At 35.8% G+C, this 17467-nt stretch carries 15 protein-coding genes and 1 tRNA gene; 7 read left to right on the plus strand and 9 right to left on the minus strand.

Annotated features, from left to right (window positions below; all coding sequences use genetic code 11):
• Window positions 1–206: 206 nt before the first annotated feature.
• The 4 genes from IL45_RS08080 to IL45_RS08095 all read right to left on the minus strand — a co-directional run bounded on the left by IL45_RS08080 (window position 207) and on the right by IL45_RS08095 (window position 5479).
• The gene (locus tag IL45_RS08080; RefSeq protein WP_036582592.1) at window positions 207–653 is read right to left on the minus strand and encodes a ferritin-like domain-containing protein; all 447 of its coding nucleotides are present in this window, start codon (window positions 651–653) and stop codon (window positions 207–209) included.
• Between the two features lie 259 nt (window positions 654–912).
• Window positions 913–3399 carry a ribonucleoside-diphosphate reductase subunit alpha gene (locus IL45_RS08085; protein WP_036582595.1) on the minus strand — a complete coding sequence of 829 codons (2487 nt, stop codon included), beginning with the start codon at window positions 3397–3399 and terminating at the stop codon, window positions 913–915.
• 146 nt (window positions 3400–3545) lie between these two features.
• Window positions 3546–4538: a ribonucleotide-diphosphate reductase subunit beta gene (locus IL45_RS08090; RefSeq protein ID WP_036582597.1), complete on the minus strand. Its 993-nt coding sequence runs from the start codon at window positions 4536–4538 to the stop codon at window positions 3546–3548.
• Between the two features lie 374 nt (window positions 4539–4912).
• Entirely contained in the window at window positions 4913–5479 is a 567-nt protein-coding gene (locus IL45_RS08095) for a DUF3109 family protein (RefSeq protein WP_036582599.1), read from the minus strand.
• 193 nt (window positions 5480–5672) lie between these two features.
• Here IL45_RS08095 and IL45_RS08100 point away from each other — a divergent pair, with 193 nt between their 5' ends.
• Together IL45_RS08100 and IL45_RS08105 are read left to right on the plus strand one after the other, a co-directional pair.
• A complete protein-coding gene (locus IL45_RS08100) occupies window positions 5673–6275 on the plus strand; it encodes a MarC family protein (protein WP_006796739.1) in 603 nt (200 codons plus the stop codon).
• A complete protein-coding gene (locus tag IL45_RS08105; RefSeq protein ID WP_036582602.1) occupies window positions 6276–6476 on the plus strand; it encodes a hypothetical protein in 201 nt (66 codons plus the stop codon).
• 16 nt (window positions 6477–6492) lie between these two features.
• Here IL45_RS08105 and IL45_RS08110 read toward each other — a convergent pair whose 3' ends face one another.
• From IL45_RS08110 to IL45_RS08125, 4 genes are all read right to left on the minus strand, one after another.
• A complete protein-coding gene (locus IL45_RS08110) occupies window positions 6493–8067 on the minus strand; it encodes a S41 family peptidase (RefSeq protein ID WP_036582605.1) in 1575 nt (524 codons plus the stop codon).
• A 2-nt stretch (window positions 8068–8069) separates the two neighbouring features.
• Complete coding sequence (locus tag IL45_RS08115; protein ID WP_036585207.1) at window positions 8070–8495, minus strand: deoxycytidylate deaminase; 426 nt, start codon at window positions 8493–8495, stop codon at window positions 8070–8072.
• Between the two features lie 101 nt (window positions 8496–8596).
• Window positions 8597–9181 carry a HupE/UreJ family protein gene (locus IL45_RS08120; protein WP_036582608.1) on the minus strand — a complete coding sequence of 195 codons (585 nt, stop codon included), beginning with the start codon at window positions 9179–9181 and terminating at the stop codon, window positions 8597–8599.
• A 94-nt stretch (window positions 9182–9275) separates the two neighbouring features.
• Window positions 9276–9357 (minus strand) — tRNA-Leu (locus IL45_RS08125).
• A 130-nt stretch (window positions 9358–9487) separates the two neighbouring features.
• Between IL45_RS08125 and IL45_RS08130 the strand changes: the two genes are divergently transcribed.
• The 3 genes from IL45_RS08130 (at window position 9488) to pth (ending at window position 11794) form a co-directional block, all read left to right on the plus strand.
• Complete coding sequence (locus tag IL45_RS08130) at window positions 9488–10429, plus strand: ribose-phosphate pyrophosphokinase (protein ID WP_036582609.1); 942 nt, start codon at window positions 9488–9490, stop codon at window positions 10427–10429.
• 27 nt (window positions 10430–10456) lie between these two features.
• Complete coding sequence (locus IL45_RS08135; RefSeq protein WP_036582612.1) at window positions 10457–11092, plus strand: 50S ribosomal protein L25/general stress protein Ctc; 636 nt, start codon at window positions 10457–10459, stop codon at window positions 11090–11092.
• Between the two features lie 135 nt (window positions 11093–11227).
• Window positions 11228–11794 carry an aminoacyl-tRNA hydrolase gene (gene pth, locus IL45_RS08140; RefSeq protein WP_200875709.1) on the plus strand — a complete coding sequence of 189 codons (567 nt, stop codon included), beginning with the start codon at window positions 11228–11230 and terminating at the stop codon, window positions 11792–11794.
• Here pth and IL45_RS08145 read toward each other — a convergent pair whose 3' ends face one another.
• Complete coding sequence (locus tag IL45_RS08145; protein ID WP_036582616.1) at window positions 11795–15109, minus strand: zinc-dependent metalloprotease; 3315 nt, start codon at window positions 15107–15109, stop codon at window positions 11795–11797.
• Between the two features lie 75 nt (window positions 15110–15184).
• On the opposite strand from IL45_RS08145, the gene IL45_RS08150 reads away from it, so the two are divergent.
• On the plus strand, window positions 15185–16120 hold the full coding sequence (locus IL45_RS08150; RefSeq protein WP_036582620.1) for a bifunctional riboflavin kinase/FAD synthetase: 936 nt from the start codon (window positions 15185–15187) through the stop codon (window positions 16118–16120).
• Window positions 16101–17429: an HTTM domain-containing protein gene (locus IL45_RS08155; RefSeq protein ID WP_036582622.1), complete on the plus strand. Its 1329-nt coding sequence runs from the start codon at window positions 16101–16103 to the stop codon at window positions 17427–17429. The genes IL45_RS08150 and IL45_RS08155 overlap by 20 nt, the downstream gene beginning before the upstream one ends.
• Window positions 17430–17467 lie beyond the last annotated feature (38 nt).

Here is a 17467-nt window from a genome sequence, read left to right on the forward strand (position 1 = left end):
CAGTTATACTCAACCAGTTAATTAACTTAAAAACAGTTATTTAAAAATCGATTAAAATTTAAAATCAGAATTTTAAATATACGTGATTGAAACTCTTTTTAAAAATGTAGTTATGAACAAAAGCAGCAAAAGATTTACTTATTTACATCTAAAAAAAAGACCCTTTTGATGTCTCAAAAGGGTCCTCAATCAATAATCTATGGAAATTATGCTATGCTTTCCATCGCACTTACTTTATTTAATGCTGTTTGCACATTATCACGATGCTTCGTTAACAATGAATTTGTTGACGGCGGCAATGTCATATCTGCAATTATGGTATCATACTCCTCTACAGCAGCTTTCTCTCCTCTAATTGCCTCTTCTAACATGCTTTCTTCATTACCTGAGGTAAAGGTAGATTTGATGTTCATCCATGCGCGGTGCGCATCACCTTTTACACTCGTTCCTTTATCTGGAGTTGCTCCATAGTTACGGATTTCATTTTTAAGCTCGTGACCAAAATCATATCGTTCTTGCGCTTGATTTTCAAAAAATCCTTTTAATCTTTTACTATCAACTTTTTCTTTGGCCAATTTATATCCAGCCTCAGCATCATAATTTTTTTCTAATAATTCATTTAGCTTGTTTGCTACTTCTTCTGTGTAATTCATAATATTAGTTTGTATGGTTATTTAATTAATATACCTCAATATACAGACTGAATACAGTTCAGACCGAGTGATTAACATGGGTTTACACCAAGCTTAATATAGATTTAAGTTTATAATAGCGATATAACCCATTCTTGTTAAAAGACTTAACTTTTGGGATGTAAATAGGGCTAGTTATATACGCTTTCGCGAAAGCGTACAAAAAAAGCGACCTTACAATAATTGCAAGGTCGCTTTACATTAAGTAAATAAGTAAGTTTTATGAACCGCACATCTCGCAGTCATCTCCATTGCTTGCCGCTTCTTTTGCCCGCAATAGGATTTCTTTATATTCTTCAGCCGTCATTTCTTCACTCTCTGTAACGACTTTTGTATTAATAATGTCTGCAGCAGCTTCCATAACTTTTGCAGCCGCTGGAGAATGATCTTCTATAAGTACCGGTGCTACTGCTGGTTGTGCTATTGGAGCTTTTTTAGCTTCTTTAGTTACCGTAAATTTAATAGCATCTACAGCTGCCTTAGTTCTTAAATAATACATTCCTGTTTTAAGACCACTTTTCCATGCATAGAAATGCATTGAAGTAAGCTTAGACGTTGTTACGTTTTCCATAAACAGGTTTAACGATTGAGACTGATCAATGAAGTAACCACGTTGACGAGACATATCGATGATATCCTTCATCTTTAATTCCCATACCGTTTTATACAATTCTTTGATATCTTCTGGAATACCTTCTATCGCTTGAATAGAACCATTATTTCTCATAATCGCGTTCTTCAAACTATCATCCCAAAGTCCTAGGTCTACTAAGTCTTTCAATAAGTGCTTATTAACTACAATAAACTCACCAGACAGTGTTCTACGTGTATAGATATTTGAAGTATATGGTTCAAAGGCCTCATTGTTACCTAAGATTTGTGAGGTACTTGCTGTAGGCATAGGCGCTACTAGAAGTGAGTTTCTCACACCATGTTCCATTACCTTAGTTCTTAAATCTGACCAATTCCAACGACCGCTTAAATCTGAATCATTGATATTCCACATATTGAACTGGAATTCTCCTTGTGACATAGGCGATCCTTCAAATGTTGAATATGCTCCTTCTTCCTGCGCCATTTCCATAGAGGCTTCACATGCTGCAAAATATAAAGTCTCAAAAATCTCTGAGTTTAATTTCTTAGCCTCGTCACTTGTAAATGGTAGACGTAACATGATAAAAGCGTCTGCAAGACCTTGAATACCTAGTCCAACAGGTCTGTGACGCATGTTAGAATTTCTCGCCTCTATTACTGGGTAATAGTTGCGATCAATTACTTTATTTAAGTTGCGTGTTACCCTTTTAGTTACTTTATAAAGTGCTTTATGATCAAACGCACCGTCCTTTATGAACATAGGTAGTGCGATAGAAGCTAGGTTACATACAGCCACCTCATCTGGAGAAGTATACTCCATGATCTCAGTACATAGGTTTGAAGACCTGATGGTTCCAAGATTCTTCTGGTTAGACTTATTATTTGCTGCATCTTTATACAACATATATGGTGTACCAGTCTCTATTTGAGATTCTAGTATCTTATCCCATAGCTCACGCGCTTGAATTGTTTTGCGACCTTTCCCTTCTTGCTCATACTTAGTATAAAGCGCTTCAAATTCATCTCCATAAACATTATAAAGGTCTGGACATTCATGTGGACACATTAAGGTCCACTTATCGTTTGCCTCAACTCTTTTCATAAATAGATCAGACATCCACATCGCATAGAATAAATCACGCGCACGCATTTCTTCTTTACCGTGGTTTTTCTTAAGATCTAAGAAATCAAAAATATCTGCATGCCATGGCTCCATGTAAATAGCAAAAGAACCTTTACGTTTTCCTCCACCTTGGTCTACATAACGTGCTGTATCATTATAAACCTTAAGCATAGGCACAATTCCATTTGAAGTACCGTTAGTACCACCTATGTAAGAACCTCTAGCTCGTATGTTGTGAATAGACAACCCTATTCCACCAGCACTCTGTGAGATTTTAGCTGTTTGCTTTAATGTATCATAAATCCCTTCTATACTATCATCTTGCATCGTTAATAAGAAACAAGAAGACATCTGAGGTTTAGGCGTACCAGCGTTAAACAATGTAGGAGTTGCATGAGTAAAGTACTTTTTAGACATCAACTCATAAGTCTCTATCGCTGCATCTAAATCATCCATATGGATTCCTACAGAAACACGCATCAACATGTGTTGTGGACGCTCTGCAATTTTTCCATTAATTTTTAATAAATAACTACGTTCTAATGTTTTAAACCCAAAGTAATCGTACCCAAAATCACGATTATAAATAATGGCCGAGTTCAAGCGGTCTGCATTATCTTGTATTACTTGATACACCTCATCAGAGATCATAGGTGCTTTTTTCTCTGTACGTGGATTTACATACTCATATAAATCAGTTACCACATCAGTGAACGTCTTTTTAGTATTCTTATGTAAGTTAGAGACAGAAATACGTGCCGCCAGACGAGCATAGTCGGGATGAGCTGTGGTCATCGTTGCAGCCGTTTCTGCAGCTAAATTATCTAATTCGCTTGTAGTAACTCCATCATACAAACCATCGATAACACGCATCGCTACTTTTACTGGGTCTACGTGATTACTTAAACCATAACATAATTTACGTACTCTCGCTGTGATTTTATCAAACATCACTGGCTCTTTGTGGCCGTCTCTTTTTACTACAAACATATTGAACTAGTTTTTTGGGTTAAGAGATAAGGATTCTAATCCCATTCTCTAATAATTGGGTTAACATTTGTGAAGAAAACTTAATTTATCTTCAATACACTATAATGGAACAGCCCTAAGAGCTGTAGGGTTATTTAGGTTACTTACTAGAAGTCAGCATCTAAGGAGAATGAATCCATTGAATCCTTATCTTCCTTAGTACTGTTCATGACACCTGCTTTTTGGTATTCACCTACTCTTTTCTCAAAGAAGTTAGTTTTACCTTCCATACCTATTAAATCCATAAAATCAAATGGATTAGTAACATTATACACAGGATCACATTCCAGCTCACCTAATAAACGGTCAGTTACAAACTCTAGGTATTGTGTCATTAATTTTGCGTTCATACCTATTAAACTAGCCGGTAATGACTCAGTAATAAATTCACGCTCGATATTTAATGCATCAACAATAATTTCTGTGATACGTTCTTTAGGAACTTTATTTACTAGATGATGGTTGTGTAGGTGTACTGCAAAATCACAGTGCATACCTTCATCACGTGATATCAACTCATTAGAAAAAGTAAGTCCTGGCATAAGACCACGTTTTTTCAACCAGTAAATAGAACAAAATGCACCAGAGAAGAAGATACCTTCTACCGCAGCAAATGCGATTAAACGCTCTGCAAATGATGGGCTTTCAATCCACTTCATTGCCCAATCTGCCTTTAATTTAATAGCAGGAAAGTTCTCGATAGCTCTAAAAAGTTGATCTTTTTCTGCATCATCCTTTACGTAAGTATCGATAAGTAAAGAATAAGTCTCTGAATGAATGTTTTCCATCATGATCTGGAAACCATAGAAAAACTTAGCCTCAGAATATTGTACCTCATTCACAAAATTCTCTGCAAGATTTTCATTCACAATACCATCACTAGCCGCAAAAAACGCAAGGATATGCTTAATAAAATAACGCTCGTCAGAATTCAATGAATTTTGCCAGTCTGTAATATCAACTTGCAGATCGATTTCTTCAGCAGTCCAAATACAAGCTTGTTGTTTCTTATACCATTCCCATAAATCATCATGTTGAATAGGAAAAATAACAAATCTGTCTGGATTCTCTTGTAAAATTGGTTCTTGAGTCGTCTGCATGTGTCCTTTTAATTTTCTCGGTTATTTCTTCTGGCTTGAAGAGTAACAAATATCAAAAATCATTGAGAGCAAATCAGCGTCTTAACAATTTGCTTTTAAACAAGTTTTCAACATCATCAAAGCTACTTTAAAATGTTAAAAATAAATTAATTCATTATCTCAAAACACTGTATCACAGTATATTAAAATTTCGTCTAACATTCAATGCATTTAATAGAAACAAGATAATACAAGCCTATATTTTATCACTGATAGACAGCAGTATTTAGTCTAATTCCTACATTTTATTTATAAACACAGAAGAATAAGTTATCCACGCTTTCGCGAAAGCGAAATGTTGAAAATTGAAATTTGAAAACGCAGATTTACGATTTTTAGGAAAAATTTTGAGCTATTTCTTCCAACTCCTCATACCAGGCAATTCCAAATTTACGTACGAGAGCTTCCTTTAAAAATTTATAAACTGGAACACCTAATTCTTCACCTAATGTACACGCGTCATCACAAATTTGCCACTTGTGATAATTTACCGCTTTAAAATCGGTGTATTCTTGTATACGCACCGGATAAAGATGACAAGAAATAGGTTTATAGAAAGAAGTTGCCCCATCTCGATAAGCGGCTTCAATACCGCATAATGCCGTACCATCTTCTTTAAAGGTGGTGTAAGCACATTCTGCCCCATTTACTAATGGAGTTTCTAATTCGCCATTTTCACGTTCTATCCACGTACCTTGAGCTTCTATAGCCTCAATCCCTTCAGATCTTAAATAAGGCTTCACTTTTTCATATTCTTTATCTAGAATATCTAACTCTTTTTGCTCCAATGGTGCACCAGCTTCTCCTGCAACACAGCAAACACCTTTACAAGCTGTAAGATTGCAAACAAAGTCTTTTTCTAATACATCATCTGACACGATGGTTTTTCCTAACTGAAACATAAAGGCAAATTTGAAGCTACAAAGATACTAGAAGTCATATTTAATACTGATAGAATATGGCATAGTTGAAAAGAGCTTTAACACGATGCAGACCTACAACTTAAAAGTCACAATTCGTTAATGAATATTTAACCTTTACTAATCAATACTAAACTATTAAATAGCAGTACTTTTGCGCGCTCAAAACAAGACGATGGAAAGCAATTCTTTTGTAGATTTTTTTGCAGCCTTTGACCTAAAGGAGTTTTTTACAGCAACCATGATTTTATTTGCGGTAATCGATATTATAGGAAGCGTTCCTATTATAATTGACTTACGTCGTAAAGTAGGTCATGTTCAAAGTGAAAAAGCATCTGTTGTTGCTGGTGTATTAATGATTGTATTCTTATTTGTCGGTGAAAGAATGTTGAATTTAATAGGCATTGACGTCAACTCATTTGCAGTAGCCGGTGCTTTCATAATTTTCTTTATCGCATTAGAAATGATTCTAGGCGTACAACTTTATAAAGACGAAGCGCCAGAAACTGCTGCTATTATACCTATCGCATTTCCACTTATCGCTGGTGCAGGTACCTTAACATCAGTTCTTTCTTTAAGATCAGAATACTCAGTTATTAATATTATTGCTGCTATTATCGTGAACATCATCTTTGTATACATTGTACTTAAGAACTCTGGGTACATTGAAAAACTGATTGGAAAACAAGGTATTAATGTGGTACGTAAAATTTTTGGGGTTATCTTGCTAGCCATCGCGGTAAAGCTATTTACCACAAACATTAAAGAACTTTTCTAAATGAAAATAGTTATATACATATTAATGGCTCTTGCAGCTGCTAGCATTATATTTAACGCTACTAAACTAGATTTCTCTAATCTTTTTAAAGGTGATAGTCAAATAGCAGTTATTAGCATACTCGCTTCTTTGTGTGTACTTATTTTACTGGCGATACTACAAGTATCTCTTAAGATAAAAGATAAGCACGAGAAACGATAGATTAAAAATAACAGACTTACTTATTAAGCTCTAGCACTTTTTGAATCATACGATCTTGTTGATTCAAGATTTTAATTTTTGCCTCAGTATCAAAAAGCTGCTCTGCAAGCGCAGATTTAATAATTGTAGAGATCTCATCTCTATAACCTGGCAACGAAATACTAGTATTGTATAACTGTGCGTATTGAATAAAATCTTCCATGACTAATTCTGGAACACTGTAGGTTTCCATGAAATCTTTTTCAGTCATGTTGCGCAAATTAATACCATCGCCTTGTAAATACCGATTAGCAAACTGATCTGCAAATCCTGTACGAGCAAAATATTCTAGGGTTTGTAAAACATATCCATCTGCAGATGGTACAAAAACGTCTGGAATGATTCCGCCGCCACCATAAACTACTTTACCTGCTGGCGTTGTTCTTTTTAAAGAATCATTCACCTCAATGTTAGCAGCATCTTCTAGTTCACCGTTATTATAACGATCGATATACTCTTTAAAGTAGTCTTCATTACCATTATCATATGGGCGTTGAATACTTCTACCAGTAGGTGTATAATATCTAGACACTGTTAACCTGACTGCACTACCATCACCTAGTTTAATTTCTTGTTGCACCAGACCTTTTCCAAAACTACGTCGGCCTATAATCGTTCCCACGTCATTGTCCTGCAAAGCTCCAGCGACTACCTCACTAGCACTAGCGCTATTTTCATTAATTAAAATATAAACAGGTTTATCCTCAAAATCACCATCACTAGTAGCATAAGAATCTTTGCGCTCATTATCACGATCTTTTTGAAAAAGGATTAATTTTTTACGTGGTAAAAACTCATCTGCCATAGCGATTGCAGCACTTAATACACCACCTGGATTATCTCTTAAATCGACTGTTAGGCGTTGCGCACCTTTTTCAATTAAGCCATCTATAGCAACGTTGAATTCTTTTTCCGTAGACTCTGCAAATCGATTAACTTTTATATATCCCATATTTTCATTGAGCATATAAGCCGCCTCGACACTATTAATAGGCACATTGCCTCTTACTACAGACACCTGTTGAACATCATTATCACCAGGTCGCAATACACCTAGTGTAACCTTTGAACCTTCTTCTCCTTTTAAAACATCTGTACTTACAGCACTTGTTCCAAAAAGTGGCTTCCCATCGGCATAAAGAATTTTATCACCACCTTTAATACCAGCCTTTTTACTAGGTCCACCATCTAATACATTAAGAACAGAAATCGTGTCCTGATTTACAAAGAATCTAATACCTATACCCACAAAATCACCTCGCATCTGATCAGCGACGTCTTCCATCTCGTCGTTAGTTATATAGATGGAATGAGGATCAAGATTAGATAATATACCATTTACAGTAATATCAACAATACTATCGGTATTCACATCATCCACATATCGCTGATCAATAATATCTATTAACTTATTAAGTTTACGCTTATTGGCGTTACTAGCCATAAGTAATCCATCACTAGACTCACCACTATGCATCGTATAGCCCAGCCCTATTCCTAGCGCTACTGCTATTCCTAAAAACAATGGAAAGTATGTCTGTGATTTTTTCAATATTACAGTTGATTAATTTGTTCTACTTCAACGCCAGCTTTTTGCAGAAATTGCAAACCGCTATCATCTTTATAGCCTTCTACATATACAACACGTTTAATGCCACTTTGATGAATCAGCTTACTACAATCTTTGCAGGGTGACATCGTAATATATAATGTAGCACCAGCGCAAGATTGAGTTGATCCAGCTACTTTAAGAATTGCATTAGCTTCTGCATGTAATACATACCATTTTGTATACCCTTCATCATCTTCACAAAAATTCTCAAATCCACTAGGTGTACCGTTATAACCATCACTTATAATCATACGGTCCCTAACAATTAAAGCACCTACCTGCCTGCGTTTGCAGTGCGATAACTTAGCCCATTCTGCAGCCATCTTAAGATAAGCAACATCATATTTATGCTGTTTTTGATCCTTCAAATTTTCTATTTTTAAATTTTGCATTGCATTTAATAATGCCGCACTATACTATCATTATTACGCTTTCGCGAAAGCGAGGTCAAAAAATCATCTCATTAAATCTACCACAACCACCTATCAATCAACATAGGTATAACCATTCCTAAAACAATACCAGAAATGACCTGAACCCAATCTTTTCTACTAAAACGGAAGATCCCAGTGAATATAAAGTTTAAAATAAGAACTAATAGCACGATAACTAATTGAGCACCTTCTATACCTATTGCATATTCAAGTAATAATAAAAACTCATTATCGCTTCCACTGGCCAACATCTTATAAGCACTAGAGAATGCAAGGCCATGTATTAACCCAAAAAATAATGAAATAGATATAGCTAGCCATGCCGCATTATCGCGGTGCCTATTACCTGCTGTAAAGATATTATACAATGCCGTGATTGCTATAGTCACAGGAATTAGAAATTCAATGTACGTACTTGAAAAGCTCACTTTTGCAAAAGCTACAAGCATTAATGAAATGGTATGACCTACCGTAAATGCTGTAACCAGCCATAATAGCTTTTTCCAACTTTTAAAGAGGTAAGGTACTGCAAGTAACATGATAAAAAGGATGTGGTCATAAGCTCTCCAATCTAGCACATGTTCAAACCCAAAAATCATGTTTCTTAAAAAATCATCCATCTATTTATAGTTTTAAGGGGTAATAATTCAAAAATAGGATTTTTAGTGATGTGGTATAAAAAAACCAGAACATTTCTGTTCTGGTTTTAAAAAGTACCTCAGGCCGGAATCGAACCGGCACGCCGTGAAGCATTGGATTTTGAATCCAACGTGTCTACCAATTCCACCACTGAGGCCTAAAAATTGGATTGCAAAAGTACATATAATTTTAAATCTCACACCTTATTTAGAGCTATTTTTAAGGACAAAGAATAAAAATATCTGTACATTTGCAGCCTTAAAATCAGGAGTCTAATTCATTTTAAGATGATCAACACCATGACAGAAGCAAAATTATTCGGTTGTAGACAAAGTATGGACCTTGCTAAGGCAGTAGCTGAGAAGTATGGTGCCTCACTAGGCCAGGTTAACTTCTCTACTTTTAGTGATGGTGAATTTCAACCATCTTTTGAAGAATCAATACGTGGTCGTCGCATCTTTATTATAGGATCTACACATCCTAGCAGTGATAACTTAATGGAGTTATTGTTAATGCTAGATGCTGCAAAGCGCGCAAGTGCTAGACATATTACAGCTGTAATTCCCTATTTTGGTTGGGCACGTCAAGATCGTAAAGACAAGCCTCGTGTACCGATAGGCGCAAAAATGATTGCAAAAATCTTAGAAAGTGCTGGTGCGACTCGCATTATCACCATGGATTTACATGCAGATCAGATTCAAGGATTTTTTGAAAAACCTGTAGATCATCTATTCGGTAGTGCATTATTCATCCCTTATTTAAAGAGCCTTAATTTATCAGACCTAACTATAGCTTCACCAGATATGGGTGGTTCTAAGAGAGCATATGCCTATGCAAAAACTCTTGAAAGCGATGTAGTGGTTTGTTATAAACAGCGTCAAAAAGCAAATGTGATATCTCACATGGAATTGATAGGTGACGTAACAGGGAAAAATGTAGTCCTAGTAGACGACATGGTCGATACTGCAGGTACTTTAACAAAAGCGGCAGATGTGATGATGGAGCGTGGAGCAAAAAGCGTAAGAGCTATTTGTACTCATGCCATCTTATCAGGTCAGGCTTATGAGAGAATTGAAAACTCTCAACTAGAAGAACTAATTGTAACCGACTCTATCCCTTTAAGAAAAGAAAGTGGAAAAATAAGAGTTCTTACTTGCGCAGGTCTATTTGCAGAAGTAATGACTAGTGTTCAAAACAACGAGTCTATCAGTTCTAATTTTATCATGTAATTTCAATAATTAATAAATAAACAACAAATGAAATCAATCACGATCAACGGATCTAAAAGAGAAAGCGTGGGCAAAAAGGCAACTAAGGCCCTACGTAATGCTGGATTGGTTCCTTGCGTAATTTACGGAGGAGACGAGCCAGTGCATTTTCAAGCAGAAGAAAAAGCATTTAAAAATTTGGTTTACACCTCTGACGCTATGACAGTTGTTATAGACCTAGGTAAAGATGGTCAATATGCTGCAATTGCTCAAGATATGCAATGGCACCCAGTAAAAGAGCAATTATTACACGCTGACTTTTATCAAATTTTTGATGACAAGCCAGTTACAATGGAAGTACCTGTAGTTACTGTAGGAACTTCTCGTGGTGTACTTAATGGTGGTGTTTTACGTAGAAATAACCGTCGTTTAAAGGTTAAAGCAATTCCTGCTAACTTACCTGATCTAATTGAAGTAGACATCGCGCCTATGAAAATTGGAAATAAGAAATACGTACGTGACTTACGCGTACCTGAGTATGAAATCATGCACCCAGACAGCGTTGTGGTTGTAATGATCAAAACTTCTCGTACTGCTATTGCAGATGATGATGATGATGATGTTGAAGCTGGAGATGTACCATCTACACAAACAGATGATGTAGCTGCAGTTAAAGAAGATTAATTCTTTACTCAAATACTTACAAGCCGCAAGATTTATTTCTTGCGGCTTTTTTTATAGCTTTGAGCCATGATAAGTGAATTGAAAAATTGGTGGGTGAACCTTTTTAAATCATCTATCGTTGAAAAAGAGAACGACATGAAAAAATTTCTAATTATAGGGTTAGGTAATATAGGAGATAAATACACTGAAACGCGTCACAATATAGGATTCAAAGTTCTAGACGAGATTTCAAAGATAAAGGACGCTTCTTTTGAGACCCTAACTTTAGGAGATGTTGCAACTATTACTCACAAAGGAAAAAAAGTTACTTTACTTAAGCCTAGCACCTATATGAACCTAAGTGGTAAGGCAATTAAATATTATATGAATCAAGAATCTATTCCTAAGGAACAGATCTTAGTAGTTACTGATGACTTGAATCTGCCGTTTGGCACATTACGCATGAAGGCAAAAGGGACTGATGGCGGTCACAACGGATTAAAGGATACACAGATTAAATTAAACACACCTAATTACCCAAGGTTACGCTTCGGTATCTCTGATGAATTCTCTAAAGGCCGTCAGGTTGACTACGTTTTAGGAGAATGGAACAAAGAAGAACTAAAAGCTTTACCAGAACGTATTGATAAAGCAGCAGCGGCGTGCTTATCTTTTACTCATGCTGGACTAGCTAACACCATGAATCAATTCAACGGTAAATAGCTATTCTTTAATAATCTGCTTTACTATTGTTTGATGATCTATTGTTACTTTAATTAAATACATTCCGCTAGACCAATGGCTCAAATCGATTTGAGTGCGAGCTGCAACTATTTCTTGAGAAGTTATAAATCTTCCTGCCATATCGTAGATATCGTATTCAGCTTCTGCAAAAGCGATATTATCTAATTGTAGAAAAACCGATTCTTTTGATGGATTCGGATATAAACTAATGTCATCAAATACATTGTCAATTGTGGAAAGAGTTTGTGTTCCACAAATATCTACAGACCATCCGTTTAAACTACCACCATCTTGATCAGTATCATCTGCAACAGTTAATACCCAATCACCTAGTGCATTTTCTCCATTAAAAGAAGAGAACGTATCTTCTGCTAGGATGGTTCCACTTACTGTAGGCGCTGCAAAAGTACATTGAAGTGCTGCCCCATCATCTGTAAATGTAGCTAGTAAGTCATTTCTATTATTACATCGATCTTCTATAATCGTTATTTGAGTACCCGACGGACTGGTTAAATAAATATCAACATCACTCATCCAGGTATGCGACAAGTCTATATTTAATACAATATCGTTAATCACTACATTATCAGTTACCGTAATGATTGTATCAAATGAAGATGGTGGACCCGAACTTATAGTTATAGGGACAACAGTTGAAGACTCGTTAAAACAAACAATATTTGCTGTTCTAAAACTACGACTCGCACTAAAAGGTCCGTCACCACATACATTTTTGTTTCTTACACGCCAATAATAAATGGTATCCTCATCTAGACCAGTCGTTAAAGTATATGTACTTGCTGCAGTTGTTGTTGCCTCAACAATTATATTAAAACTAGAATCTGATGATACCTCTACATCATATTCTTGAGCTCCGGTGCTAGCGTTCCATTCTAAGGTCGGAAATAACGCAACATCAATTGCCATGTCTACTGGCTCAATTAACGTCGTATTTTGAAGACTACTCTCTAACACGTTTAGAGTTAACCCGACAGATCGCATAGTAGATCCAGCAGTTCCATCAAAGGAAAGATTATAATTACCTACCATTGAACTATTAAGACCACTAATGGTAATATTTACCGGCGTATTGTTATTAGTAACAGTACTAGGTGTGATTACAACCGTTGAACCAACAGGTTCACCCGTTAATGAAAGCGTTGTAGGCGTGTTAAAACCATTAAATGTTCTATATGTAAAATCGTAACTGGCATTTGCTGGCAAACAAACGTTTTGCTCAAGCTCAGTGGTGCTCAAAGAAAACTCATCGCTGGTAACTGTGAAGTTAGAAGAATTTACAGCATAATAAACATTACTATTTGCCTTTACCATTATACGCGCTTGACTGGTAGGAGAAACTACTGGCATAATAACCGTTTGAGTTCCATCATTAGGTGTCGCTACTTCAATAATATCATTAAAAGTTAAACCACCATCTGTAGACATTAAAATATCAACACTCATTGTATTAATAGGAGATTGATCTGTACCTGCTACGTCCCAATTAACTACAAAGGCTTCTCCCGTATTGTAACTTACATTAGAATTCTGACTAGTAACAGTAAACGGACCTGCTATACCATCAACAGTAATATTCATTAAATCTGAATCATTCTGCCCTACATTATTATTATACTTACGGGCAGTGAAAGCAAATTCCATATTTCTAGCTACCGATGGTGTTACTTCATAAGATGGTGCTAAATTCCCCTGTACAACATCTGATAAGGCAGGAAAATAACGTTCTGGAACCGTTACGGAAGGTAACGACCTATACATCGGACCTTGAACTCGTGTAGGATCTGGCCCATTATTACTTCCTGGATTTTCTGGGTCGTTTTGTTCCCAATTATAGACTACTGTCTCTGTCCCTAGATTACTCGCTGAACCGGTTAGGACAAATGCCGTGCTATAAGGTATGATATAATCTAAACCTGCATCAACTACCGGAGCTGTAAAAGGAATATTTGTAACTACCGCACAAGAACTAGAAGGACCACTTTTAATATTTGCCGTAATATCTCTAATATTTACATAGTGGAAATAATCATCTGAATTGTTTTGAATATTGGGATTGCAAATACCAGCATAAGCCATTATGGTACTTCCGCTTCCGGGCTCTACTTCGGTCTGACCACTTCCACTTCTACAGTTACTTGATGCCATGGAATGATAACCACCAAACTGGTGTCCCATTTCATGAGCTACATAATCAATATCAAATGGGTCACCAGTAGGGTTGGCACGACCGGTCATACCACTACCTTTTTGACCAGTCACACATACACAACCGATACAACCGGCATTTCCTCCACCAGAGGTATTAAAATTATGACCTATATCATAATTAGCATTCCCTATACCAGGAAAGCCTTGACTTGCAAGATCGCCATCTATTAAATCTTGTGTTCTATTATTAAAATCGTTAGTGTAAGGATCTAAAGATGTATCACCAAAATATAACAAGGAATCATTATTGGCCACAAAGATCATATTAATAGCAAGATCACGCTCATAAACACCATTCACACGATTCATCGTTATCACTTGTCTTGCTTGAATATTTGCTCTCTTCTGCACATCTGTACCGTTACCTGCAAAAAGATTTCCATACTCTGCATTACATGAGATGGCAACCCGATAAGTGCGCAGTGAACTATCATTTGTTGATTTAGGAACCACATTTGATATGTTGAGATCAGTTCCAATTACAGAAAGCTCATCCATTAAACATTCAAAATCTTCCTTTACTTCAGGAATTGAAGATCTATCATAAACGATGTACGTATTATGATCTATAGTAAATGGGTCGATATATACTGTAGGTGCACCTGTGACAAACTCGATATTATGAAAACCATGAGAGGTAATTGAAAACCGTATAACATCTGCAGCATCATTTACATTAAGACCTAAATAGGTCTTAATACTGGGATATTTTGCAGATAACGAATTCTCCATTATTTGATTTTCAAAGATTTCAAAATCATTAAAATCTCCATCAGCATTAGGCATAGACACCACTACATTTGAGTGACTTGAAGTAAACCGCATTGGCGATCCAGTAACAGATTGTTTTAAACCATCTATATCTAAATTATATGTCAAATAGTTATCAGGTGTAAAATTGCGATTTTCTAGGTTCTCAGTAGGTGTTTGTGAGACAGATTGCCAGAAGTTTTGCGCTTTCGCGAAAGCGAAATTAAACAGCATTACAATCGTTAAAAGATATTTCATAGGGAATAATAAGTTTACAAAATACTTCATGTTTGTGGTCTGTACAAACATTTTCATAAACATGCTGTTTTTTAGTGCAATTCACCGAGAATATTTTAATTTGCATCTACCTGAAAAAAGAGCTCTAATACATTGAAAATATTTGATAACATTGCCTCATATGTGGCAGAAAAAGGCGCTGTAATAACCATAGGAACTTTTGATGGTGTACATCATGGTCATCAAAAAATCCTAAGCCGAGTTACTGAAATCGCGCAGCAGCAATCCCTTACGAGTGTACTGCTTACTTTTTTTCCTCACCCTAGAATGGTATTGCAGCCAGATGGCGATCTTAAATTAATTAACACGATTGAAGAGCGACAGCAGTTGATTGCAGCAAATGGGATAGAAAACATTGTGACGCATCCATTTTCTTTAGATTTTGCCAGAACTAGCGCACATGATTATGTTAAAAATATTCTTGTCGATCAATTAAAGGCTGCTGTAGTTGTCATAGGTTATGATCACCGATTCGGCAGAAATCGTGCTGCGAGTATTACTGAATTAGAAGAATATGGTAAAGAGTTTAATTTTAAAGTTGTCCAAATCTCTAAAAAAGAAGTAGAAGAGGTTACTGTAAGCAGTACTAAAATACGTAACGCCATAGAAAATGGTGATATGGAAGTAACTGAAAATTATCTGAATAGACCCTACAGTATTAACGGTAAAATCGTTCAAGGAAAAGCAATAGGTAGAACTATTAATTACCCTACAGCAAATTTAAAAGTGAGTGAAACCTATAAATTATTACCTAAAAACGGAGTCTATATCACTAGTAGCATCATAGATGGAACTGAAGTTTACGGAATGACTAATATCGGTTTCAACCCTACAGTTTCTGACGGATCACAAAAAACCATTGAAACATTTTACTTAGACTTTAATGCAGATTTATACAACTCTGAAATAGAGCTGTTTTTTCATAAGAGGCTAAGAGATGAGGTTAGATTTAATTCTATTGAAGAGTTAAAAGCAGCAATGAAAGAAGATGAATTAAAGACCAGAACCTATGTACAGCAAATGGGATAAATGGTTGTTCAGGCAAGTAGATAATTCTGCTCTGGTTTTATTCCGAATGTTTTTTGGTTTCTTATTGGCTTGCGAGGCATTTGGACATATAGCCTTAGGAGCGGTTGATAAGCATTTTTTACAACCAAAATTCACGTTTACTTTCATAGGCTTTGAGTTTCTAGAACCTTTACCAGCGCCATTAATGTATGGCTTATTTGTAATGATGGGTATTGCAGGATTATTGGTGATGGTAGGTTTTAAGTACCGTACTGCGATGATTTTTTATGCAATCACCTGGACTTATGTCTACTTATTGCAAAAAACATCTTACAACAACCACTATTATTTATTGATGTTACTTAACTACATCATGATTTTTTTACCAGCACATCGATCTGTTTCTATAGATGCAAAATGGAACCCAAGGTTACGTAAAGAACACATGAGTAGATGGATTTATTTATTCATCATAGCGTTTTTATTTATCGTTTACTCCTATGCTAGTGTTGCAAAGTTTTATCCAGACTGGATAGACACCTCATTCCCTAAGCATTTAATGAAAATAAGAGCTGGTGATTGGAATATCTTACAGCAGGAATGGGCTCACTGGGCAATTATGATTTACGGATTGAGCTTTGACATTTTAATCGTGCCATTATTGCTTTGGAAAAGAACGCGCATGATTGCCGTTATAGCGTCTTTCTTCTTTCATATTTTTAATTCAATCATTTTTAAAATAGGGATATTCCCTTATCTAGCATTAGCATTTTTAGTTTTCTTCTTTAAACCTAAAACAATACAAAAACGATTCTTAAAAAAGAAGCAATTCTATGACGGTGACGAAATAATTGTACCATCGTACAAAAAGCCAACAATTGCTGTAACCACGGGCTTTTTAGTTATAATGATTTTATTACCATTAAGACATTGGGTAATAAATGACGACGTATTATGGACTGAGGAAGGTCATCGGTTAAGCTGGCGTATGATGTTGCGCAACAGACGTGGTTTCACTACATATTATGTGGAAAATAAAAAAACCGGCAGTCGCAAAGCGATTAATTATAATGACTATCTAACTACTAAACAATCTTACAGTGTACAAACAAAGCCTGATTTTATGTGGCAATTTGCTCAAAAATTAAAAGAATTTCACGCGATGGAAGGTGAAGATGTTGCTGTATTTATTGATGCAAAAGTCAGTATCAATGGTCGACCTTTACAGCAGTTTACAGATAAAGAAATAGACGTCGCTGCTCAAGAATGGAGTCACTGGTCACATCACGAATGGATTTTACCATCTTCTCTCTATGAGAACAAGGAATAAATGGTAATTTTACAAGCTTAGAATTAAAAACGAATACC

Source organism: Nonlabens ulvanivorans (assembly GCF_000732625.1).
In the GTDB taxonomy this organism is placed as follows: domain Bacteria; phylum Bacteroidota; class Bacteroidia; order Flavobacteriales; family Flavobacteriaceae; genus Nonlabens; species Nonlabens ulvanivorans.